25 protein-coding genes and 1 pseudogene are annotated in these 22,460 nt (G+C 57.2%); 20 read left to right on the top strand and 6 right to left on the bottom strand.

Features of this window, described 5'->3' with window-relative positions; genetic code table 11:
• Positions 1–88: 88 nt before the first annotated feature.
• Positions 89–427, top strand: a pseudogene (locus ABRP66_RS04845) (IS30 family transposase); the annotation flags it as partial.
• 211 nt (positions 428–638) lie between these two features.
• Here ABRP66_RS04845 and ABRP66_RS04850 read toward each other — a convergent pair.
• From ABRP66_RS04850 to ABRP66_RS04860, 3 genes are all read right to left on the bottom strand, one after another.
• On the bottom strand, positions 639–1,112 hold the full coding sequence (locus ABRP66_RS04850) for a hypothetical protein (protein ID WP_284850381.1): 474 nt from the start codon (positions 1,110–1,112) through the stop codon (positions 639–641).
• 352 nt (positions 1,113–1,464) lie between these two features.
• Positions 1,465–2,244 carry a DUF4300 family protein gene (locus ABRP66_RS04855; RefSeq protein ID WP_284850382.1) on the bottom strand — a complete coding sequence of 260 codons (780 nt, stop codon included), beginning with the start codon at positions 2,242–2,244 and terminating at the stop codon, positions 1,465–1,467.
• Between the two features lie 368 nt (positions 2,245–2,612).
• Positions 2,613–3,554, bottom strand: coding sequence for an NAD(P)/FAD-dependent oxidoreductase (locus ABRP66_RS04860; protein WP_284783705.1), 942 nt, complete (start codon positions 3,552–3,554; stop codon positions 2,613–2,615).
• 411 nt (positions 3,555–3,965) lie between these two features.
• Between ABRP66_RS04860 and ABRP66_RS04865 the strand changes: the two genes are divergently transcribed.
• From ABRP66_RS04865 to ABRP66_RS04875, 3 genes are all read left to right on the top strand, one after another.
• Entirely contained in the window at positions 3,966–4,274 is a 309-nt protein-coding gene (locus ABRP66_RS04865) for a hypothetical protein (RefSeq protein ID WP_284783703.1), read from the top strand.
• An 87-nt stretch (positions 4,275–4,361) separates the two neighbouring features.
• Positions 4,362–4,982, top strand: coding sequence for an Ltp family lipoprotein (locus ABRP66_RS04870; RefSeq protein ID WP_284850383.1), 621 nt, complete (start codon positions 4,362–4,364; stop codon positions 4,980–4,982).
• 49 nt (positions 4,983–5,031) lie between these two features.
• Entirely contained in the window at positions 5,032–5,181 is a 150-nt protein-coding gene (locus ABRP66_RS04875; RefSeq protein ID WP_284783700.1) for a hypothetical protein, read from the top strand.
• A 38-nt stretch (positions 5,182–5,219) separates the two neighbouring features.
• Here the strand turns inward: ABRP66_RS04875 and ABRP66_RS04880 are convergent, their stop codons facing one another.
• A complete protein-coding gene (locus ABRP66_RS04880) occupies positions 5,220–5,936 on the bottom strand; it encodes a trimeric intracellular cation channel family protein (protein WP_284783699.1) in 717 nt (238 codons plus the stop codon).
• 137 nt (positions 5,937–6,073) lie between these two features.
• Between ABRP66_RS04880 and ABRP66_RS04885 the strand changes: the two genes are divergently transcribed.
• From ABRP66_RS04885 to ABRP66_RS04900, 4 genes are all read left to right on the top strand, one after another.
• Positions 6,074–7,270, top strand: a complete 1,197-nt coding sequence (locus tag ABRP66_RS04885; RefSeq protein WP_284850384.1) for an MFS transporter — start codon at positions 6,074–6,076, stop codon at positions 7,268–7,270.
• Between the two features lie 69 nt (positions 7,271–7,339).
• Positions 7,340–8,785, top strand: coding sequence for a bifunctional UDP-N-acetylglucosamine diphosphorylase/glucosamine-1-phosphate N-acetyltransferase GlmU (gene glmU, locus ABRP66_RS04890; protein ID WP_284783696.1), 1,446 nt, complete (start codon positions 7,340–7,342; stop codon positions 8,783–8,785).
• Positions 8,786–8,801: 16 nt separating this feature from the next.
• Positions 8,802–9,776 carry a ribose-phosphate diphosphokinase gene (locus ABRP66_RS04895; protein WP_005279993.1) on the top strand — a complete coding sequence of 325 codons (975 nt, stop codon included), beginning with the start codon at positions 8,802–8,804 and terminating at the stop codon, positions 9,774–9,776.
• A gap of 470 nt (positions 9,777–10,246) precedes the next feature.
• Entirely contained in the window at positions 10,247–10,912 is a 666-nt protein-coding gene (locus ABRP66_RS04900; RefSeq protein ID WP_284771309.1) for a 50S ribosomal protein L25/general stress protein Ctc, read from the top strand.
• A gap of 73 nt (positions 10,913–10,985) precedes the next feature.
• Here the strand turns inward: ABRP66_RS04900 and ABRP66_RS04905 are convergent, their stop codons facing one another.
• Positions 10,986–11,141 (bottom strand): RNA helicase, encoded by a 156-nt coding sequence (locus ABRP66_RS04905; protein ID WP_284771308.1) that lies wholly within the window; start codon positions 11,139–11,141, stop codon positions 10,986–10,988.
• A 154-nt stretch (positions 11,142–11,295) separates the two neighbouring features.
• On the opposite strand from ABRP66_RS04905, the gene pth (ABRP66_RS04910) reads away from it, so the two are divergent.
• The 7 genes from pth (ABRP66_RS04910) to ABRP66_RS04940 all read left to right on the top strand — a co-directional run bounded on the left by pth (ABRP66_RS04910) (position 11,296) and on the right by ABRP66_RS04940 (position 17,803).
• A complete protein-coding gene (pth, locus tag ABRP66_RS04910) occupies positions 11,296–11,829 on the top strand; it encodes an aminoacyl-tRNA hydrolase (RefSeq protein WP_284771307.1) in 534 nt (177 codons plus the stop codon).
• A 5-nt stretch (positions 11,830–11,834) separates the two neighbouring features.
• Positions 11,835–12,674, top strand: coding sequence for a fumarylacetoacetate hydrolase family protein (locus tag ABRP66_RS04915; RefSeq protein ID WP_284771306.1), 840 nt, complete (start codon positions 11,835–11,837; stop codon positions 12,672–12,674).
• A 100-nt stretch (positions 12,675–12,774) separates the two neighbouring features.
• Entirely contained in the window at positions 12,775–13,650 is an 876-nt protein-coding gene (ppk2, locus tag ABRP66_RS04920) for a polyphosphate kinase 2 (RefSeq protein WP_284611046.1), read from the top strand.
• Positions 13,651–13,684: 34 nt separating this feature from the next.
• On the top strand, positions 13,685–14,863 hold the full coding sequence (locus ABRP66_RS04925) for a sensor histidine kinase (protein WP_284850385.1): 1,179 nt from the start codon (positions 13,685–13,687) through the stop codon (positions 14,861–14,863).
• Positions 14,856–15,515, top strand: coding sequence for a response regulator transcription factor (locus ABRP66_RS04930; RefSeq protein WP_284796766.1), 660 nt, complete (start codon positions 14,856–14,858; stop codon positions 15,513–15,515). The genes ABRP66_RS04925 and ABRP66_RS04930 overlap by 8 nt, the downstream gene beginning before the upstream one ends.
• Positions 15,516–15,600: 85 nt before the next feature.
• Positions 15,601–16,314, top strand: coding sequence for an ATP-binding cassette domain-containing protein (locus ABRP66_RS04935; protein WP_284796767.1), 714 nt, complete (start codon positions 15,601–15,603; stop codon positions 16,312–16,314).
• A complete protein-coding gene (locus ABRP66_RS04940) occupies positions 16,307–17,803 on the top strand; it encodes an ABC-2 family transporter permease (RefSeq protein WP_349838408.1) in 1,497 nt (498 codons plus the stop codon). Before ABRP66_RS04935 ends, ABRP66_RS04940 begins: the two co-directional genes overlap by 8 nt.
• A gap of 47 nt (positions 17,804–17,850) precedes the next feature.
• Here ABRP66_RS04940 and ABRP66_RS04945 read toward each other — a convergent pair whose 3' ends face one another.
• Positions 17,851–19,044, bottom strand: a complete 1,194-nt coding sequence (locus tag ABRP66_RS04945) for a glyceraldehyde-3-phosphate dehydrogenase (RefSeq protein WP_284819578.1) — start codon at positions 19,042–19,044, stop codon at positions 17,851–17,853.
• Positions 19,045–19,071: 27 nt separating this feature from the next.
• On the opposite strand from ABRP66_RS04945, the gene ABRP66_RS04950 reads away from it, so the two are divergent.
• The 5 genes from ABRP66_RS04950 to pth (ABRP66_RS04970) all read left to right on the top strand — a co-directional run bounded on the left by ABRP66_RS04950 (position 19,072) and on the right by pth (ABRP66_RS04970) (position 22,378).
• A complete protein-coding gene (locus ABRP66_RS04950; protein ID WP_284819577.1) occupies positions 19,072–19,704 on the top strand; it encodes a hypothetical protein in 633 nt (210 codons plus the stop codon).
• Positions 19,697–20,374: a hypothetical protein gene (locus ABRP66_RS04955; RefSeq protein ID WP_284819576.1), complete on the top strand. Its 678-nt coding sequence runs from the start codon at positions 19,697–19,699 to the stop codon at positions 20,372–20,374. The genes ABRP66_RS04950 and ABRP66_RS04955 overlap by 8 nt, the downstream gene beginning before the upstream one ends.
• A 66-nt stretch (positions 20,375–20,440) precedes the next feature.
• The gene (locus ABRP66_RS04960; RefSeq protein ID WP_284819575.1) at positions 20,441–21,148 is read left to right on the top strand and encodes a hypothetical protein; all 708 of its coding nucleotides are present in this window, start codon (positions 20,441–20,443) and stop codon (positions 21,146–21,148) included.
• A gap of 127 nt (positions 21,149–21,275) precedes the next feature.
• Positions 21,276–21,773, top strand: coding sequence for an FtsK/SpoIIIE domain-containing protein (locus ABRP66_RS04965; protein ID WP_284819574.1), 498 nt, complete (start codon positions 21,276–21,278; stop codon positions 21,771–21,773).
• A complete protein-coding gene (pth, locus tag ABRP66_RS04970; protein WP_284819573.1) occupies positions 21,770–22,378 on the top strand; it encodes an aminoacyl-tRNA hydrolase in 609 nt (202 codons plus the stop codon). Before ABRP66_RS04965 ends, pth (ABRP66_RS04970) begins: the two co-directional genes overlap by 4 nt.
• Positions 22,379–22,460 lie beyond the last annotated feature (82 nt).

Consider the following 22,460-nt stretch of genomic DNA (forward strand, 5'->3'; position numbering starts at 1 on the left):
GATGTCTTTGAAGCCGAGACTTCAGCTACACTGACCAAAGCAGCATAGCTAACCCCCGATGTGTCCACTTTCCGGGGTCGGGCCCAACGCGCTCGTCGAGACTATCCAACAGCTACCAGCACACCTGCGTGGTTCGCTGACGTGGGATCAAGGAAGTGAAATGGCCGACCATAAATCATTTACCATTGCCACCGAATATCCGGTGTACTTCTGCGATCCAGGATCACCCTGGCAGCAAGGAAGTAACGAAAACACCAACGCACTTCTGCGCCAGTATTTCCCCAAAGGCACTGACCTATCCGTCCACACCAAAGAAGACCTCGAGTTCGTTGCCCTACAACTCAACGACAGACCACGCGCAACCCTAGGCTTCGCCAAACCAGCCGAAAAAATGGCCGAACTGCTAAGCTATGCCACCGAAATCTAAAATCGTGTTTCCACGACCACTAGAATCCGCCTTGCTTTGGCAACGCTCGACGGTAAACGAAATCATCTCGCTTGCTACCAGTTGGTCCGCCAATAAAAAACCGTCCGGTGCGCTACGTGCACATCGGACGGTTCCGCTGGGTCCCAAAAAAGAACCAATTATTGAGTGCTCTGTATAGTCACAAAGCCCATACAGAAGCGGGATGACCTATTTAGCGGTCGACGTCAAGGACTAGGCCGTTCTTGTCGATGTCGACGTCAACGCCACCAACTTCGACCTCCCAGTAGCCGTCGTTGTCCCACTTGACCTTGCCTTCGCCATTGTGGGCACGCTGCAGAACCTGGGTCACTTCATCCTTAGTCAGGCGCTCTTCGGTCAGGTCACGCTCTGCCTCACCGGAGTAACCGGTGATTTCGGTTGGCAGGTCGTTGGTAGCTGTGTTGCCACCAGCCTGGCCACCCTGACCAGCGTTGCCGCCGTTCGCGTTAGCGTCAGCACCAGAGGTGACGGTGACGGTTTCTTTGCCACCATTCTGGTTGCTCTGGTTGCCCTGATCAGTCGATGCAACGGTCTCGGTGACGGTCGCTGGGGCGGAGCTGCCGTTATCGCTGCAGGCTACGAGAGTCAGGCCCAGAGCGGCGGTTGCAGCTGCGATGGAAACGCGGCGGTAATTCTTCATTTTCATGTCTTCAACCCTTCTTGTGAGTCTTGTGAGTTTTCCCAACGTTTGCTGGGGAGGCGGTGTCTAGCCTCTGAGAACTCCAGCTCGACACGATTAGTGAGTATACCTATAGGGACATATCAATCAACTATCGCAATCCTGAAATGTGAGGCATATATCACAGTAGCACACAGCGTGACCGTGGTTATGCTTGCCTTAAAACACTTAGCCGCCCCTTCAGGACCGGCAATCTCCACCAAATGGGCCGTGAGCGTGACAAGTGGCTTTGTGAGAGGTCGCGATTATAGATATTTGTCAAAACCGTCGGAGCAGACCACGGCCATTTGGTTGATGGCCTATTTCCAGCCCTGCCCTTTTATTTCTTGGCGTAGCGCATACCTTCTATGACGTCATCATTGTCAAAGATGACGGGTTGGCCGTACTCCAGATCAGGACCGTCATCGTATTTATGCATCAGGTAATCATTAAGCTGCTGCATATCCTTCACCGTCACCGCTTGATATGGCATATCGAAGGCAAGCTTCTCCAAGAATAGGTAGCCATCCTCATATGGCACGGCAACGCCGGTATGCCCGATGAAAAGTGTGGCCGGTTCCGTCAAAGTATCGTGCGAGAATACCGAGACCACTCGGGCGTCCGTATCCGCGAACTCGATGCCACGGTCCTTAAAATAAGCCTTGATATCGGCGATGTGCTGTCCTGGATCTTGTTCCATGGTGGTTTCCACATTCCCATAGAAAGCCTCGAACTTGGCGCGCTCGGCTTCATCAAAGATTTGATCCGGCGCATTATCTAGGGACTGTTGATCTAAGAACAGCAAGGAGTCATTGGGGTTGTCCTGGTCGTCAACGGAAAAGAGCGAATCCGCCAAGGTGAAGGTATTGATGCGACAATTGGTACCCACATAGTCCGCATGATGGTCATTCCAGGCCTTTGAAATGGCCTCCACGTCGTATTCTGGGTCTTGCGTCCCGTAATCCACGAAGCCTTCGGCCACCATGCTCTCCGTCGGTACGGCAGTGTTGTATTCGTCTACCAATTCAAAAAAGCCGTCGATGCTTTCTTGTGGCACTCCGGCATCGGCAAGCGCGGTGCGGGCTACTTCTTGCGATTGATTATCAACGAGATTGCTCATCGTCATCCCAGCCAGAAGCTGCGACGCATCACCATCTGCGGTCGGAATTTCCGTGCGCTGAGCGCTCGCCGCCTTTGACTGCGCGGCAGCACTGGAGGACGACGCAGATTCAGAACCACTCGGAGCCTGATTCGTGTCACCACTATCGGGATTCGAGCAGGCTGCTAACAATAAACACGCTGTCACGGCGGGGACAGTCAGGTAGGAAAAGCGCATCATCACATGCTAGCGAAAAGGGACCGTACACGATAGCCCCTTGAAAAAGGCAGGCTTGATTTTCAACACGCCTCGCGGCACATCGTGTTGGTCCTTCATTGAGAAAACACCTCTATCCTAAGCTTTTTATACCCTACAAAGACATAAGCCTCCTAGCAGGAGACATCCTCATCAAACATCTTCTGATCCACCTTGATGGCAACGGCGGCTCCAGCTCCCATGGCTTGAGGCATCTGGTCTGGAGAGCTGATGACATTTCCGGCGGCCCAAATGCCCTCGCATGAAGTCATCCCAGAGTCCGCTTTAACCCAACCGTTTTCTACAGCGCATCCAGCTTTCCTGAGAATCGAATCATTGGGAACAAATTCAGGCCCAGTAAAGCAAGCTTTGTATTCTCTCTTTTCCTGCCCTACGTCAAGAAATACGCCACCATCAAATCGTTCAGATTCTGTAATCCCTTGCACTAAATTAAGTTCGATCGTGATTCCTAGCGATTCCATACGCCGCTGTTCCTCTTGCGGAAGCTCCAATCCATTTGGATAGAAAGTCACTCGATCCGTCCACTTAGTGAGCAACTTTGCTATGCGGAAAGTAAAGGGAGGGTTCTTTCCACCAATGACGGCTAGTTTCTTATTTTTGACCTCATAGCCATGACAGTAAGGGCAGTGAAAAACTCGTGAGCCCCACAGCCGCTCTAGTCCGGGAACATCTGGCAATTCGTCAGTGATACCTGTAGCAACGATTACATGACGCGAGTAGATTACCTCACCGCTTTCCAATTCGGCTTTCCACCCAGCTGAGTCATCCTCAAAAGGAGAGAGCAACTTTGCCTTTTCAGAGATAATCTCTCCTCCGAACGATTGAAATTCACGGTGGCCACTTTCCAGCAGTTGAATAGGCGAAGCTGACTCAAAACCTAAAACTCCGTGGGAATTCTCGCTAAACCTATTCCGTGGCTGATGTGAGTCCACTAAGACTACAGACCGGTTCGCGCGAGCCAAAGTAATAGCCGCAGAAGTGCCCGCAAAACCGCCACCAATAATTACTACGTCCGCCCTCATAGAAATCCTTTCCCTTTTCAACTGCTTAGTCATTGATAACCGAGTTTTCCTAATCCCATCTTAAGACAAAGCGAATTAGGGAGCAGAGGCCAAATGGCTGCGGCTGCATTAATCGAGAATCCCACGAGTTAACAGATACGTTGAGGCAATACGCACCATTCGTACACATAGGCGATTTCTCTTACTCGCCACCATACTTATGTCCAGACCGGTTGATTTAATAAAAGCCGTTGCTGCTTCACACCCTAGCCCGATGCCGGGGTGCGTACCGGCAACAATCACTCGTTACTCCTCTTCCGAAAGACCCTAGCGTTGGACAACTCTCCATATCAGACCCCCTATCCCGCACAACCGGCCCCAGTCCCCACAACAAAGCCGAAAAAGCCGCTTTTTAGGCGGTGGCGGTTCTGGCTATTACTCGTCGGGGCCACCTTCGTGGTGTTCGTGATCTTTATTTTTGCTGTACTAAAGATAAGCGAAGCCCAAGATACTGAGGCTGCTTTGGATAAATATCGCGAGCAAGTAACCAACCGGGCCAAGTATCCCGGCGGAGTCAGTTTTCCAGAAGAGATTGATATTCAGTCGCCAGATTCTATAACCGATTCGCCACGGACGTACCACGCCTTTGGCCAAGTTGATTTCCCCAATGGCTTTGGCACCCCAGTCCGGGAGTTCTATTCCTGCACCATCGTCGTTGATCTGGGTGATGTGCAAGATTCCACTGTCCATGTTGCTAAAGATCCACTTCGCTAATCTCTCTCGACCACAGTCACGACAATGTGGCCAATGTCGGAAAACTTTCTTCCATATCCCTCACCCACATTGAAAGGAACGCTCACCATGAGTACTCCCTCCCCTTCTCCCTCTCCGTATTCCAATAACTCTCAACCCGCGGGCCAACCACAGGCTGGTCAACCACCAGCTGACGCGCCGCAGAAGAAAAAGGGCGGGTGCCTCAAATGGGGCGCAATCATCATTGGCGTCCTCATCGTTATCGCCATCATTGCCGGTTTAGGCGGCAGCGATGATGAAAACAGCAGCAGCACAGACTCCACGGACCAAACCACCCAGCAAGACGCGGTGGAGGCCACCCCGGAGGAAGAAGCCCAGGAAGCTGATGCAGGCGAAGATTCCCACGCCACGCAGGATGACCAGAACGTCCCGCGCGAATTCAAAAATGCGTTAAAGAGTGCCAAAGTGTACTCAGATACCATGCACATGTCCAAGCAGGGATTGTACGACCAGCTCAGCAGCGAGTACGGCGAACAATTCAGCCCGGAAGCCGCCCAGTACGCCATTGATAATTTGGAAGCGGACTATCACGATAATGCTCTTCAAACGGCCCGCACCTACGAAGAAACGATGAGCATGTCACCCAACGCCATCTATGACCAACTCGTGAGCGAATACGGCGAAAAGTTCACCGCTGAAGAAGCACAGTACGCAGTGGATAATCTGTAGTCACCCTCACTAGCATTGAGGCACCATTGCACTCGAAAGGATTCCTGCCATGAACGCTCCACACTCCACGTCTTCCCCAGAACCTGATGATGACGACTCGCAGGAGTCGTTGCCCCTGACCAAGGATCCATTCCTCAGGTGGAGCGTTCTTGTCCTGATTATCCTTACCATCATCGCCATCGTCACCAACCTGCCTTAAAGCTGGCGACGCTGTAGGCCGATGACCCGTCTAAGCCGCTAGCGCTTGCGCCGGCCGCGACGAAATCCTTTTACCTCCGCCTTCTTGGCAATCGCGGCCACCTGTGCCGCGGTGTAGTTCACTGGCGCAACCCCGGCGCGGGGCAAGACCCATCCCCGCCAGTAAGAAATAATGGCCATGCCGCTGCCGACGATTGGGGAAACCACCATGCCCAAGGCGAATTGGTCATAGGATGCAAAGGTCACCATGACGATGCCGGTCACGATAGACGGCACTGCATAGAGGGGGCTGCCGCCGAAAATGGACGGGATCTGACCGGAGGCGACATCGCGGACCATTCCCCCGCCGACGGCGGTTAAGACACCTAAAAACACGCACGGGATCATAGGCATGCCCGCAGCCAGTGCCTTCACGCAACCGGTGGTAGACCACATACCCAAAATGATGGCATCGCCGTGCTCGCGAAAAATCTCCCACGCTTTTCCCTTCAGCTCCATGAGAAAGGCGGTCAGCGCCCCGGCGCAGGCAAGGCCCAGGTACCAGGGATCTGAAATGGCGGCGGCGGGGCCGTCATCGATAAGCATGTCGCGGATCATGCCGCCAGCCAGGCCGGAAAATAAGGCGAGGAAAATAAATCCGACGATGTCGAATTCGCGGCGGCGGGCAATCGTGCCACCGATGATGCCGTTCAAGGCCACTCCGATCAGATCGAAGGCCTGGTACATCGTGTTGATGAGGGGATCCACGTCGTGCATAACAACTACTGAACATAGCCGATCGCAGCGGTTTCGCCCTTTCTAGGGGTAGGAAGTGAGTAAAGTTGATAGACGGTCTCTTCTGACCGGATTACAGTGTTATCCCGCTTTGTCTCGGTTATCTCGAAAGTTCTTTCATGTCTAACTCAAATGCCAGGTACTTCATCTGGTCCAATGGCCTGCAAAATTTAGGCGACCAGATCGTTGCCTCCAAAACGGTGCTGCCGGCGCTCTTTAATGCGGCAGGCGTCCCCGCCTTCTTCACCGGCTTGCTTACCCCTATCCGGGAATCTGGCTCCATGCTGCCGCAGGCCGCTCTTACCCCCTGGGTGACCACTCACCGCGCCCGCAAGCGCTTGTGGATGATCGGCTCGACCGGCCAAGCTCTCTCCGCCGCCGTGATTGCCCTTGCAGCTTTCTTTATACGCGGCGCATGGTTGGGCGTGATCGTACTTCTTGCGTTGGCGGCGCTTTCCCTGTTCCGCGCGTTGTGTTCCATCGCTGGCAAAGACGTCCAAGCGCGCACGATTTCCAAGGGCCAGCGCGGTCAAGTCACCGGATCCGCAACGGCCTTGGGCGGCGGGGCCACCCTGCTTGCCGGTGTCAGCTTATTCCTCTTGGGGGATCTCACGATCTCTACTATGGGCATCGTTTTATTGGTCGGCGCTTCTACCTGGGCCATTGCCACGTGGGTATTTTCGCACGTGGAAGAGCCGGTGCCGGAGGGGGAACAAGAGGGCATCGATAAGAGCTGGTGGTCAGATACGTGGAAGCTTTTCACTGACGATGCCCAGTTCCGCAACTTCGTCATCGTTCGCGCACTACTGCTGGTCTCGGCGCTTTCTACCGCTTTTATCGTGCTGCTGCACGATGACCTATCTGGTGTCTTCGGCTTCGTGATTGCCTCTGGTTTGGCCTCACTTATCGGTGGGCGAGTTTCTGGCGTATTTTCGGATAAATCCTCCAAAAACACCATGGCTGCTGGTGCTGCCGCCTCCTCCGTTATCATCCTGCTCATCGTGGCTAGTTCCCACTGGGCCCCAGACGCTATGAATGCTTGGGTCATGCCGCTCGGCTTCTTTGCCGTCAATCTCGCGCATACGTCTGTTCGCGTGGCGCGAAAGACCTACGTAGTGGATATGGCCGGTGGGGATAAAAGGACGCAGTACGTGGGTGCGGCTAACACCATGATGGGCATTATTTTGCTCATCGTGGGTGGTATTTCTTCCGTTATCGCTCTCGCGGGGCCAGAGGCAGCGTTGATTTTCTTGGCGCTCGTCGGCTTTATTGGAGTGTGGCGCGCGGGCAGCCTTAAGGAGGTTTCTCGCACATAGTTTAAATATGGACTATAAGATAAAGCCCGAAGAACTAATCAAACTCAACCCCCAGGAGTTTTGTTGACCGTGGAAGCAACTACCCCAAGTGCCGTCGTCGTCCTTGCGGCGGGCGCCGGCACGCGCATGAAATCCACAAAGCAAAAGACTTTGCACGAAATTGGCGGTCGCACGCTGCTTGGACACGCGCTGCACGCCGCGGCGGGTATTAACCCGGATCACCTCGTAACCGTCGTGGGCCACCAGCGCGATCAGGTCTCACCCGTCGTGGAAAAAATTGCGAATGAGCTGGACCGCGAGGTCGTGCAGGCCGTGCAGGAAGAACAGCGCGGTACCGGCCATGCCGTGTCCTGCGGGATTTCCCCAATTTCTGATTTCGAAGGCACCATCATCGTCACCAACGGTGACGTGCCGCTTTTGACCCCAGAAACCATCGAGGGGTTGCGCGATACCCATACCGCTCAAGGCAATGCGGTCACGGTATTATCCATGCGCCTTGCAGATGCCACCGGTTATGGCCGCATCATTCGCGACACAGACGGGTCTGTGTCCGCCATCGTGGAGCACAAGGATGCCACCGAAGAACAGCGCCTGGTTAATGAGGTCAACTCCGGTGTTTTCGCTTTCGATGCGGCAGCATTGCGCGATGCCCTAACCAAGCTTGATACCAATAATGCGCAGGGCGAGCTCTACATTACCGATGTCCTCGAAATCGCCCGCACCGCCGGACATGGCGTGGGAGCTCACGTCGCCGGGGATCCGCAGGAACTCGCCGGGGTCAATGACCGCGTGCAGCTGGCCGCCGCCGGCCGCGAGCTCAATCGCCGCATGGTGGAAAAAGCCATGCGCGGCGGCGCCACCATCATCGATCCGGAAACCACCTGGATTGGTGTCAATGTCACCATCGGCACCGATGTCACCATCCACCCCGGCACCCAGCTGTGGGGTGCAACGAGCATCGCCGATAATGCCGAGGTCGGACCGGATTCCACGTTGACGAATATGCAGATTGGTACCGGCGCATCCGTGGTCCGCACGCACGGCAGCGATTCCGTCATCGGCGTCAACGCCAAGATCGGGCCTTTTACCTTTATTCGCCCGAATACCATCGTGGGCGAAGACGGCAAGCTCGGCGGCTTCGTCGAGGCGAAGAATGCCGAGCTCGGCCGCGGTACCAAGGTGCCGCACCTTACCTATATTGGTGATGCCACCGTGGGCGAGGAATCCAATATCGGTGCGTCCTCCGTTTTCGTCAATTACGACGGTGTGAACAAGCACCACACCACCATTGGCAGCCACGTGCGCACCGGCTCAGATACGATGTTTATCGCTCCAGTCAATGTCGGTGATGGCGCGTACTCCGGTGCGGGTACAGTAATTAAAGACGATGTTCCCGCGGGAGCACTCGTAGTCTCCGGTGGCAAACAGCGCAATATCGAAGGCTGGGTTGAAAAGAAGCGTCCGGGCACCCCAGCGGCAGAAGCCGCAGCCCGTGCACAGGACAACGAAAAGTAAAGGGGCATATTCTCCTATGACTGGCAAAGTAACTGGTAGTAGCAAGAACATGAAGCTCTTTTCTGGGCGCGCACACCCAGAATTGGCAGAGGCAGTGGCAAAGGAACTCAACACCGATCTGGTTCCTACCACCGCCCGGGACTTCGCCAATGGCGAAATCTTCATCCGCTTCGAAGAGTCCGTGCGCGGCGCTGACTGCTTCGTTATGCAATCGCATTCCCAACCGCTCAATAAGTGGTTGATGGAACAGCTCATCATGATCGATGCACTAAAGCGTGGTTCCGCCAAGCGCATCACCGCAATTTTGCCGTTCTACCCATATGCGCGTCAGGATAAAAAGCACTTGGGCCGCGAGCCCATCTCCGCCCGCTTGGTCGCAGACCTCCTGCAGGCAGCCGGCGCGGACCGTATCGTCTCGGTAGACCTGCACACGGACCAGATTCAAGGCTTCTTCGACGGCCCGGTGGACCACATGCACGCCCAGCCCATCTTGACCGACTACATCAAGTCCAAGTACGCCACCGATAACATCGCCGTAGTCTCCCCCGATGCCGGCCGCGTGAAGGTCGCCGAAAAGTGGGCCCACGACCTGGGCGATGCCCCGCTGGCCTTCGTCCACAAGACCCGTTCCAATACCGAGGCCAATAAGACGGTCTCCAACCGCGTGGTGGGTGAAGTTGAGGGCAAGGACTGCGTGCTTCTCGATGACATGATTGACACCGGCGGCACCATCGCCGGCGCCGTGCGCGTACTCAAGGAAGCGGGTGCAAAGAAGGTCATCATCGCCTGCACCCACGGCGTCTTCTCCGACCCTGCCCGCGAGCGCCTCTCCGAGTGCGGTGCCGAGGAAGTCATCACCACCGATACCCTTCCGCAGTCCACCGAAGGCTGGTCCAACCTCAAGGTCCTGTCCATTGCCCCACTGCTGGCTCGGACCATCCATGAGATCTTCGAAAACGGTTCCGTGACTACCCTTTTCGACCGCGCATAAGCGTTTCGCCGGTCGCACTACAACTCACACCCCGCCCTTCGCGCTCACCGTGAACGGCGGGGTGTCGGTGTTTTCCATCCCCGTGAGCGCCAAAGGCGTCGCAGGTACACGCAAGCACTACCGCACTACCGCCTGCCGTTCGCCCCACTCCTCCCTTCGCGCTCACCGCGTAACCCGAGCTACAGACATACGCGCTACCGGTGAGCGCGAAGGGCGTAATCAGAGGAGAGGGCGCGAAGGAAGATTAACGGGGTGAGTTTTGGTTTCATCGGCCGAAAGATGCTAATCTAACTCAGTCTCGGCGAGGGCGACTCAAAAATTGGGAAGCCGTTATCGACGCGATTGAAGTTAGAGCATGTTGCTTTTATTGACGCCTGCGATGACTCGTCCAAGACGTTCATCGGCAGGCTTTCGTCGTTTTTATACCTTCGATAGCCTCGCCGCACTACACCGACAAAGGAGATTGCATCATGGCAGAGCGCCCAATTATTAAAGCAGAACCACGTACCGTCTTTGGCAAGGGCTACGCCCGCCGCCTGCGCCGCGACTGGAAGGTTCCCGGCGTAATCTACGGTAGCGACCAGGAGCCCGTACACTTCGCAGTGCCACTGCTGGACATCCAGTCCCTCGTTCGCAACAACGGTGTCAACGCCGTTCTGGAGCTTGAGCTTGAGGGCGAGCAGTACCTGACCATGGTCAAGAACGTTGACCAGAACGTGCTCACCATGGACATCGACCACGTTGACTTGCTGCTGATTAAGCGCGGCGAGAAGGTCGAGGTTGAGGTTCCGATTACCCTGACCGGCGAGTCCGCACCGGGCACCATGCACATTCAGGATGCAGACGTCCTCATGGTTGAGGCTGACGTACTAAGCATTCCGGAAGAGATCGAGCTGTCCATCGAGGGCCTCGAGGACGGCGAGGTCATCACCGCCGCCGACATCACCATGCCGGAAGGCACCACCCTGGTGGCAGACCCAGAGACCGTTATCCTCTCCATCTCCCTGCCTGAGGTTGACGAGGAGCTCGAAGAGGCCGCTGAGGCTGCTGAGGAAGGCGGCGCCGACGCTGGTGCCGACTCCGTCGACGAAGAGGCCGAAGGCGAGTCCTCCGAGTCCGACGACTCCGAGGAGTAATTTCCCACTCCCCCAAACGCATATCGCCGTGAGCAGCAATGCTCACGGCGATATCGCAGTTTTATAGATGGTTTTATAAATCTTGTCCGGCAAGTTCACGAATTCTAGGCGTGATTTCGATCTTGCCCTTGCCTTCCTTAGCGCGCTTGATAATGAGCCGCGCAGCAGCAACTTTGCCACTAGGAACATTTTCGGTTTCGCGATCAACTTCAGGTGATTTTTCGGGCATGGGGCGCACCTCCTTAATCACTACGATACTTCCCCAAGTCCACCGCTGTAAGAGGTATTTTTAGCACCCAAGCAGCAGTGATACTCGGCGGCATATTCTATGGAGCATAGACTTGTATTTCCAATAGAATTTCAATCTATGCGACAATAATGCAGTGACTCCACTACTCGTAGTAGGCCTTGGCAATCCTGGCCCGAAATATTCCGGCACGCGGCACAATATCGGCTTCGACGTTGCCGATGAGCTCGCCGGTGAATTAATGAGCAGCTTTTCGGTGCATAAGAAGACTAATACCGAGGTCGCGGAAGGAATGCTATCCGGACGCAAGGTAATCTGCGCTAAACCGCGGTCCTTTATGAACATGTCTGGCGGGCCGATCAAGGCACTCGCCCAGTACTTCCATCTGGCACCCGCAGATATTGTGGTGATGCACGATGAATTAGAACTCGACTTCGGGACCGTGAAATTGCGCCAAGGCGGTGGCGATCACGGGCACAACGGTCTGCGCTCTACTACGAAGTCGCTCGGTACTAAGGACTATCAGCGCCTTTCTATCGGCATCGGAAGGCCGCCAGGCCGGATGGATCCGGCATCGTTTGTGCTCAAGCCGTGGTCCAAACAAGAAAAGGTGGAGATCCCCATCCTCTGCGCTGACGCAGTAGCAGAAATAAGGAGTGCGCTAGACTAGCTGGCATGAAATTGGCTACTCTTCGCACCGCGTTCGGCACCTCTGCAATCCGCATTGAAGGCGATAATGTGGGAGTGGAGCTGGACTACGAGGACGTAGGCGCGCTGCTGCGCAGCGAAGATTGGCGCAAGGCCGCACAACTATCCGGCGAGCCGATAGTCTTTGAGCAGCATGATTTAGAAGCAGTCGTCCCAACGCCAGGAAAGATCATCTGCGTAGGCCTTAATTACGCCAAGCATATCCGGGAAATGGGCCGCGACTTTCCCGAGCACCCCACGCTATTTATCAAGTTCGCCGATGCTCTGACTGGCCCCTACGATGACGTCTATATCCCCGAGTACGCAACCCAGAAGCTGGACTATGAGGGTGAGCTAGCGGTGGTCATCGGCGAGCGCGCGCACCGCGTAACCCGCGCAGACGCATTAGATTACGCGGCGGGGTATTCCATCATGAATGACTACACCCTGCGCGATTTTCAGCGTCAGACCAGCCAATTCCACGCGGGCAAGTCTTTTTATCGCACCGCAGGCTTTGGGCCTTGGCTGACCACCCCTGATGAATGGGCGCCGGGCAAAAGCGCGCGACTGACCACCACGGTTAATGGCGAGGTGCGCCAGCAGGACAATACTGATGACCTCATCTTTTCCATCGCTGAGCTCATCGAATTTTGCTCGCAGCTCTATCCCCTCAACCCCGGTGATGTCATCGTGACCGGTACGCCCGAAGGCGTTGGTTTTGCCCGCGACCCGCAGCAATTCCTCCAGAACGGCGATACCGTCGCCATAGACGTCGAAGGGCTCGGTCATATTTCTAATACCACTCGCTACGGCGAGCCCGGCCTCTAAGCCTGCTGCACATACCCCGCACAAGCTGTGGTTGGGTTCTCACTCCAACGAGGGCACACCAGTTTTCTAGATAGGGCCACCAAGCCGTTAAGCTGGAAGAATGAGCACCAAAAGCAGCAAATCCCCTAAGAAGCTGAATAAGAAGGCCTACGAAAAAGAGCTCGAGCGGTTGCAAGCAGAGCTCGTTGATATGCAGCAGTGGGTCGTTGAAACCGGCGCCCGCGTGGTCATCATCATGGAAGGCCGCGACGCCGCCGGCAAGGGTTCTGCCATCAAGCGCATCACGCAGTATCTCAACCCCCGCACCTGCCGGATCGAGGCTCTTCCGGCCCCGAACTCGCGCGAACAGGGCCAGTGGTATTTCCAGCGCTACGTGGAAAAGCTGCCGACCAAGGGCGAAATCGTCATCTTTGACCGCTCTTGGTACAACCGCGCCGGCGTTGAGCGCGTCATGGGCTTTTGCACCGACCAAGAATACGTCCGCTTCTTGCACCAGGCTCCCACCTTTGAGCAGATGCTTGTGGAAGACGGCATCATCCTGCGCAAGTACTGGTTCTCTGTCTCTGATGAAGAGCAGATTAAGCGCTTTGAATCCCGCCGCAATGATCCGCTGCGCCGCTGGAAGCTCTCCCCCATGGATCTCCAATCCATTACCCGCTGGGAAGACTATTCCCGCGCCAAGGATGCCATGTTCATCCACACCGATACCCCGACCGCGCCGTGGTACACCGTGGAGTCTGAGGATAAAAAGCGCTCGCGCATCAACGTCATTTCGCACCTGCTCAATACCATCCCTTACGAAAAGATCGAGCGCGAGCTGCCGGAAATCCCACACCGTCCCGATTCCGATGGCAAGACCTACGAGCGCCCAGACCGCGAAGAGTTCCGCTATGTGCCGGATGTAGCCGCCAAGCTAGAGGACTCGTCTAAAAAGAAGGGTAAGAAGAAAAGCAAGAAGAAGGACAAAAAGAAGTAGTCCCCCCCCCGAAGGCGTACTACTATGTCCGACTATGAGCACTGACACCGTCGCCAGAACACGCTTGGGGGATAAAATCCTCACCGCGGTGGCAGCGCTCATCGCGGTGTTTTATCTCATTAGTGCATGGGCGAATCCCGGTGCTATCGAACTCATCCAAGCAGCGCTATCGCTTTTATTTTTACCCTTCATCTGGGTCTGGCGTACCAAACCGGTACTCAGCGCAGCTGGCTTTATCGTCCTCCTTGGTGCGTGGGCCGCGGCGTGGATAAGCCAGCTACCAGCAAACCTCGGGGTCACCCCATGGGCATTGACCGCGCCGATGGCCGTCTACGCTACTTCCCGCTACGTGGAACGCCGCTCAATTCCCCGCGCGGTGCTTACCGCTGCGTTTATGGGTTCTCTTATATCGCCTGCTATGTGGCGCATTGACCCTGAGTCCTTTCTCTTATCTTTCCAGCTAGATCGCCGCTACATTACCTTGCTGGTGGTGCATTGGGCGGTGCTCGGCAGCGCCTATTTCATCGCCGCACGCTATTTTGATCTGGATAGGCAACGCGAGCGCTTAGCTCAAGAACGGTTCCACCAAGCGCAGGAGGAAGAGCGCTTACTCATCGCCCGAGAATTGCACGATGTCTTGGCCCATTCCCTCACCTTGATCAAGGTTCAGGCCAATGCCGGGATTATCGCCGCTCGAATGGATACGACCGCTGCACAGGACACCTTGAAGAGTATTCGCGATGGTGCGGATTCCGCGCTGGAGGAAGTGCGCGCCATCGTCACGGCGTTACGCAGTACGGGGCCTACGGCTTTGGAACCCGCTCAGCAGCTCGAGCATGTACAGGGCATCATCGACGGCTTTCGCACCGCTGGCCTGAAGATTGACGCGAAATTGCCATCCTCCTACGAGGTTTCCGCGCTGACTCAGCTAGCCCTGGTGCGCATCATTTCTGAAGGGCTGACCAATGCCTTGCGTCATCAAGGCCCCGGCACGCATGTGCAGCTAAAACTTACGCTTTCCGATGCCGCACGAGTCACCCTCACCTCCACCGCTACGTCCCCGACTCCCAGTGAAGTATCCGGCAGCGGCGTGGGTTTGGTGGGAGTAAAGGAACGCGCCCAAGCGTTGGGCGGAAGCTTAATAAACAGTGGCGATGCCCAGAAATTTACACTGGATGCGGAACTCCCATTACACAAGGACAACCATGCCTAAGATTCGCGTCATGCTTGCAGACGATCAAGCAATGCTCGTCGCTGCCTTATCGACCATCTTGAACGCGCAGGAAGATATTGAGGTGGTGGCTACCGCAGCCTCCGGAGCCGACGCCGTCTCATTAGCTCTTCAATACCGCATTGATGTGGCCATTTTGGATATACGAATGCCTGGCATGGATGGAATTGCCGCGGCTCAAGCTATTCTCTCCCGCACCCCTGACTGCCGAATTATCATGCTTACCACGTTCAATGAAGAAGATCTGGTATCCCAATCTATTGCCGCCGGTGCGCATGGATTCTTGCTAAAAGATGCGGATCCTGAGGTGCTGGTAGAAGCAGTACGAGACGTTGCCAAGGGCGAGTCTGTCCTCGCCTCCCAAGTAACGGGCCCTGTTCTGGAGGGCTACCGCCGGGCACTAACGCACAGCCAGCTTAGTCCACACCAACGCCAAGGACTTAGCCTAGTCACACGACGCGAGATGGAGGTGCTCACACTCATTGCGCGCGGAGCTACCAATGGCGAGATTGCCGGCCACATGTCTATCGCAGATACCACGGTAAAAACGCATGTCTCCGCGCTGATGTCCAAACTAGCTGCACGCGACCGCGTGGCTTTGGTGCTACTGGCGCACAAAGCTGGCATCGCCTAGCCTCCTACCGTGGTAGGACTGACCCGGCGCGAAGACCGCCTCGGGGGCGGAAGATTTTGGTAGTCGCGCGGCTCATACTTTTCATATGAGCTATGAGGTTTCCTTCGAACACATCACAAAGTCTTTCGGTTCCCAGGCAGTGCTGCGGGATATAAGTTTTCATATTTCACCTGGCCGCGTACATGCAGTGCTCGGGAGAAATGGCGTCGGCAAGTCCACCCTGTTTTCCATTTTCCTTGGCCTGTTGCCCGCCGATTCGGGAACGGTGCGTGTGGCTGGCGAACCATGGTCGCGCGAAGTCCTTGACCACGTTGGCGCCTCGGTCAATGGGCCAGCCTTCTACGGGCACCTGTCAGCCACAGATAACCTCCGCGTACATACCCGCCTGCTTGGATTGCCCGATTCTGAAATCGACCGTGTCTTGCACATTGCCGGTCTAGCCAGGGTTGGTGCTAAGAAGGCAAAATCTTTTTCCACCGGGATGAAAGCCCGTTTGGCATTAGCCCAGACCCTACTCGGGGATCCAGAAATCTTATTGCTCGATGAGCCGCAAAATGGACTCGATCCACAGGGCATCGCGGAGCTGCGCAAGCTCCTCCAGCAGCTCGCCGCCGCTGGGCACACCGTCGTGGTCAGCTCCCATCAACTCGGTGAGGTCCTTCACCTAGCCCACGACATCACTATTTTGTCCCAAGGCACCATCCGGTACTCCGGATCCCTGCAAGAGCTCGCCCCGAGCGGTGAATTGGAAGCCGAATTCTTCCGCCTGACTTCTGCAGATGGTGAGACCGATGGTTAAGCAGTATCGACGGTATCTTTCTGCAGAACTACTGCGGTGCCGCGGCAGCGCCGTGCAGTGGCTACCCTTACTCGCCCTGCCACTGGTGTTAATGACGGTATTCTTTTCTGCCTTTGCCTCCTCTGCCGAAGACGCTACAGGGGTTCTTGGCTGGCAATCCATGTTCATCACTGGCATGTACGCTCCGCTCATTGCACTTTTTGCTGGCATTCCAGAACGCCGCGAGGCACTCAACCGTAGCGGCGGCACCCTATGGCGCCGGCTTAACCCTCGCTATGAGCATGCCTCCCGGTTCCTCATCGTCGTGGCAAGCCTCGCAGTATTTCACCTACTTAATTTCGGTCTGTCCTGGGCGGCGGTTGCAATACAAGCTCGTGCAGAACACCAGCTGCTTATCATCGCTGGAGCTTATTCTTTCCTTGGAGCGATCGGCATCGCGGGGCTTGCGACCGCAGGCGCCCGCAGGCTGGGCCTTGCCGTCACGCTAATTCTCGCGGCTATCTGGCAGGTCATTAGTGTGCTTCCTCGCGTTGTCGAAGGGCCGCTATGGTGGGCCTTCCCACCCGCGTGGCCGCTACGGTTACTCTTGCCTGCGCTGCGCATCCACCAGAATTCGGTTCCGCTCGAGCCTGGCGATCCGCTCCTGCAGGAAAGCCCCCTTCCTGCACTGGCGTTATGCCTCACCCTCGCTGTAGCAAGCGTTTTCACCGCGACCATGACACCGCGCCGAGTACGGCCGCGCTCCCGACCCCGGGGCGTGACGGCTCCCACGACCAGTACCACCGCCACTCCTGCTCAGGGGTGGCGCCCTGCGACTGTCTCTCGTGCCGCTGCCTACTCGCGCCTTGCAGATGCGCTGCGTGGCTTTTACCGGGTCATCATGACGCCAGCGGTCATCACTTGTTTGGCATTAAGCGCCTTAGCGCTGATCTTTATTGCCCTTATCTACCCACCAAGTTATGTACAGGGATTCTTCACGTTGTTGCTTCTCCCCGTGGGTGCCGGTGTACTTTCTGTGCTGGTCTGGCCGGGGTTCTCGGGCGCGTGGCCAATTGTTTATATAGAATCTCGCCACTGTTCTACTGCCCTTCTCCTGTGGTTACTGGGCATCATCGCAGTGGTGTGCACGTGTGCTTCAGTCGCGGTTATCTTCGCCGGTGGTGCTGCCCTAACCGTACTAGCGCAACTGCCCCTAGCGGTCGGCGTGGGATACGTGCTCACGGTGATATCGCTCATCGTCGTCATCCGCTTTGGTATCTGGAGCTCACTTGCTCTGACAATCGTCGGCATCATTGTCTCCGTGACGGTAGGCGGCGATGTCCTCGCGAAGACTGTGCTCTGGCTCATTGCCTTCCCCGCCTGGCCGATGAATGCGGATTCTCCTGTCCGCTACGCCGCTGCGGCGATGATGACCCTGCTTTTCGCCGCCATTACTTCGTGGGCCGCCAGGCGGTTGTTGCGGACACGGGCACTTCGCCCCACCGCTTAAATAATTAAGGCCCGCGGGGATTACCGCGGGCCTTAAATTATGCGAGCTTAAAGCTCAGAGGGAGATACGCGCTTGGGCAGGACCACCGGGCGGGCATTAGAAAGCCCTTCCACCACGCGGATGACCTGGTTGGAGTAGCCAAACTCGTTGTCGTACCAGACGTAGAGTACCAGGTGCTTGCCGGAGGCAATGGTGGCGATGCCATCAACGATGCCGGCATTGGTATTGCCCACGAAGTCACTAGAGACGACCTCTGGGGAGGCAATGTAGGAAATCTGCTGGCGCAGATCCGAATGCAGGGAGACATTGCGCAGGAAGTCATTGACCTCATCGCGGTCGACTTCTTGCTCCAGCTCCAAGTTGAGCACCGCCATGGATACATCTGGGGTGGGAACGCGGATGGCGTTGCCGGTCAGCTTGCCTTCGAACTCAGGCAGGGCCTTGGCCACGGCCTTGGCGGCACCGGTGGCGGCAAGCACCATGTTCAGGCCAGCGGCGCGGCCGCGGCGCTCGCCCTTGTGGTAGTTATCAATGAGGTTTTGGTCATTGGTAAACGAGTGCGCGGTTTCCACGTGGCCGTGCGCCACGCCGTAGCGGTCATTGATGACCTTGAGCACCGGGGTGATGCCGTTGGTAGTACAGGAGGCTGCCGACAAAATGCTGTCAGACTCCTCGATAATGCTGTGGTTAATTCCGTAGACGATGTTCTTCACACCGCCCTTGCCCGGCGCGGTGAGCAGAACCTTGGAAACGCCCTTGGACTGCAGGTGCTGTGACAGCCCCTCACGGTCACGCCAGCGGCCGGTGTTGTCGATGACAATCGCATCGTTGAGGTCGTACGCGGTGTAGTCAACAGTAGCCGGGTCATTGGAGTAGATGACCTGGATCGGGGTGCCGTTTGCCCAAATAATGTTGTTTTCGCGGTCAACCGAGATAGTGCCGTCGAATGCACCGGGGACAGAGTCACGGCGCAGCAGCGAAGCACGCTTGACGATGTCGTCGTGGGAGACCAGGAAATTGTTGCCGTCCAGGTGGGTCGTGTGCTGCGGTGGCCTGCCCGCCCGCTGCGCGAGGCGCTGGGGCTGGTGACCGGGAAATGAGCAGGAGCATGAAAAAGAAATTGGGCTACGTCGGCCTCGGCTTCCTGCTGGCCGGTGGCGGCGGAGCCGCTGCGGAAATCGACCCCAGCCAGCTACTCCACCTATTAGGAGGTCTGCTGTGAGTACACGGGAAAACGTCACAGTGACGCTTAGATTGGAGGTAGCGGCATGAAATCGGTAATCCTCGACGTGCCGCCGTTTCACAGCGACGGCGCGCAAAGAGAGTTCGAAGAATTTTCTTCCACACTTCCCGGCCCGGAGCTAATTACCGCGAAATATGGCGGCGGCCGCCCGCACCCGCGTGATGTGTCGCGTCTAGCGTATGCAGCCTGCACTACACTGGCACTGCTGACCGTGTGGCTGTGGCTGCCGCACGGCACCAGTGGCAGTGGTGAGACGGTGACAGCTAGTCCGACCTCGACAGCCACCTCTACTCCGTCGCCTACGCCGTCCACTACATCGTCGCCGTACGAGCGCGGGCAGCAGATTGTGGACCACCTCGGCCAAGTCCGCCCCTACCGTCCCGACATATTAAAGGCCTGCTTCCAGTGGGTCGGCACTGGCACCCCGCCCGCTTTCCAAGTGAACTCTGACTCGGACGCGGACACCTACCTGGTGCCCGACGGCTGTGACTCCGGCTGGCGCGAGGAGCTGCCACAGGAAGCGTGGGTATGCGGCGAGGCCAGCGCCTCCAAGCGGTACTCGATATACAACGAGGCACTGGACGAGGGGCGCGTGAAGCAGCCCTATGCCACCTATCTCCTCGCCTACACCATGATTTGCGGAGGTAACGATGAATGACGAAACCCGCGCCTTCTACCCAGTAGATAACGACGAGACGACCATCATGCAGCCGCTCGGCGACCCCGACATTGACTTCGCCCCGCCACAGGAGACGGACAACCGCGCCGGGCTGCTCGACAGGCTGGGGCTTCCCCGCCCGCAGTGGAGCCTGCCCATCGACACTCCGCGGTGGCTGTGGCAGCCCACCTGGCGCAGGCGGTGGCTCCGCTGGCTCGCCGTGCTCGCCGCGCTGTATCTGGTCTCGGTGGTGCTGCACAATGCTGCTGCCGGGTACACGGCGGTCGCCGCCATTGCCCTGTGGCTCGCCGCATGGTTCAGGGGTCGCCGGTACGAGGTGCGGGTACCGCCACGCAGTGCCGTGACGGTCGTGTTCGACCAGAAGACAGGGCGCGGGCGCTTCGCTGATTTGGACGACGCTTTAGAGGCTGGCGGCCTGGCGAAGACCACCTACGACGAGAATGGCAAGGCTTTCCACACGGCCTGCTGCACCGTGTCGCTGACCCCACTAGCGGAAACTGGCAACGTGGAGGCGCGAGTGTCCGCGCCGTCGCAGTACCGCCTCGCTGACTTGGAAAAGAATGAGGAGCGCATTCGTCGCCGCCTCAATGTGAAAAACCTTTTTGATTTCATATCGACCAGTCAAACGGCAATTTTGTGTTCACCATGACGACCGCTGACCGGCCGGACGCGGAGGTCGCAACGGAGTCATGGACAAACGTTTAGGAGTAAGAAAATGGCTAAAGATTTTTTCGCCGGACTCGGCGACGACACCCTGCCGCAGGTTCCCGGTGACACGGAGCAAGTAGCAGAGACGGACACCGTGGACGAGGGTTTTTGCGGCCCCGCACTTATCAACGAGGCAGTCGCTGACCTCGCCAGCTACCGCGAACGCTACTCACAGCTTGCCCAGCACGTAAAGGGCGGCTCGTTCCATGAGCCGGGGGTCGGCAAGCTGCCCGCTGACTCTGTGCACGAGCTGCTGCGTATCTACGGCGCGGTGTTTTCCCCGCAGCCGTGGCACGAGCACGTGGTGCGGTTTGAGCCGGACAGCGTAGGCCTGACACTGGAACTCGACACCGGCGACGCGGTGGAAGCCCTGCGCTCCGCCGGTCTCTACGACGTAACCGGCAATGGCCTCACGGCGCAGGTCGCGGGTCACGACATGCAAGCCACCCGCGGCTATCAGCTCGTCAAGCGCGACGCGCGCGGCCTCTGGGAGCTGGTGCAGTCCACGACGCTGGCACACTGGAACCACACCATGCACAAGCTGGGTCTCGCCTACGTCACTAAACGCGCGGACGGGGTGACCTCCTACCTCTGCCCTACTCCGCAGGGGTGGGGTGTGACAGGTGACGGTCGCGGTTACCTGTCAGTGAAACCCCGCCGACTGTTGGGTTCGACGTTTGGAACCGGACTGTTGAAAAGCTGCGCGGTGTCGTGAAATGCGACGTTGAACTGCGCCGTTTGGCCGCTGACCGAGTGGCAATCGTCACCCCGCCGAGGGCTGCCCGCATGACCCCTGGGTGCCTGGCGCAGACGAGCAACTCCATGTAACTGGCACCGACTCGTTGGAAGAGTTTTGCGCGTCATCTGTTGCCGCGTATCCGCGCCTGGCGTGGGTGCAGGGCCGCACGGCGGACGGCGAAGTGCTGTCGGCTGCTATGGCGCGCTCACCGCACGCACTGGTCGGCGGCGGCACTGGTAGCGGTAAGTCGTTTTGGGCCTCATGGCTGCTGACTAGCTGCGTGCTCGCGGGTGCCGATGCAATGATTGCCGACGGTAAAGGTAGCTCGGACTACGTTCCCCTGGTGCAGCACCTACCCAATGTGGTGATGTACACGTCAACCGACGCGGAGCATGTCCGCCTTATCCAGTGGGTGCATGCGGAGATGGAACACCGCTACGCGCAGCAGAAAGCCGCAGCTATCTCGGGCGAGGTGTACGAGCCGCGGCTCCTTGTAGTTTTGTTTGACGAGTACGGGGCGTTTTCAAAGTCAATCAACGTGAAGAGTCACCCGCAGAAAAATCATAAGACCGTGCACGGTGTGCCAAGATTGAACTCATGAACGCCTCCACCACGCCTCTGCTTGTCGTGGGGCTCGGCAACCCTGGGCCCAAATATGAACTCACCCGCCATAACGTCGGACATCTGGTGCTAGATGAACTAGCCAGCCGGACTTCTCCGATGCCTTCGTCGTTTAGCGTGCACAAGAAATCGAATGCTGAGATTGTGCAGACTCGGTTTAAAATCTCCGATGGTGGCGAGCGACAGGTGATTCTGGCTAAGCCCCGGACGTACATAAATCTGTCGGGTGGGCCGGTCGCGGCGCTGGCGAAGTTCTTCAATGTCGCACCTAGCGACGTCGTGGTGGTCCACGATGAGCTGGACCTAGACCCGGGTGTGGTGCGCCTTAAGCGCGGCGGGAGCGAGAATGGCCACAATGGCCTGCGTTCGACATCGAAGTCATTGGGCACGAAGGACTACATGCGCGTGCGCATTGGCATTGGTCGTCCTCCGGGCCGCCAGGATCCAGCTGATTATGTGCTGCGCAACTTCAATGCCAAGGAGCGCGAGGAACTCGCTTTCACCCTGCCCACCGCGGCGGAGGCAGTGGAGCTAATCGCCAGCCACGGGCTGGAAATTGCTCAAAACCAGGTGCACGGGCGGTAGTAGCTAGCGGCAAGGCAGCAAAGAGCCCCCTTCCCTCCCAGCTTTCACGGGAATGAGGAAGAGGGCTATTTTCGCTTTCTAG

The sequence above is a fragment of the Corynebacterium sp. KPL2680 genome, from assembly GCF_040225675.1.
GTDB classification, from domain to species: domain Bacteria; phylum Actinomycetota; class Actinomycetes; order Mycobacteriales; family Mycobacteriaceae; genus Corynebacterium; species Corynebacterium rhinophilum.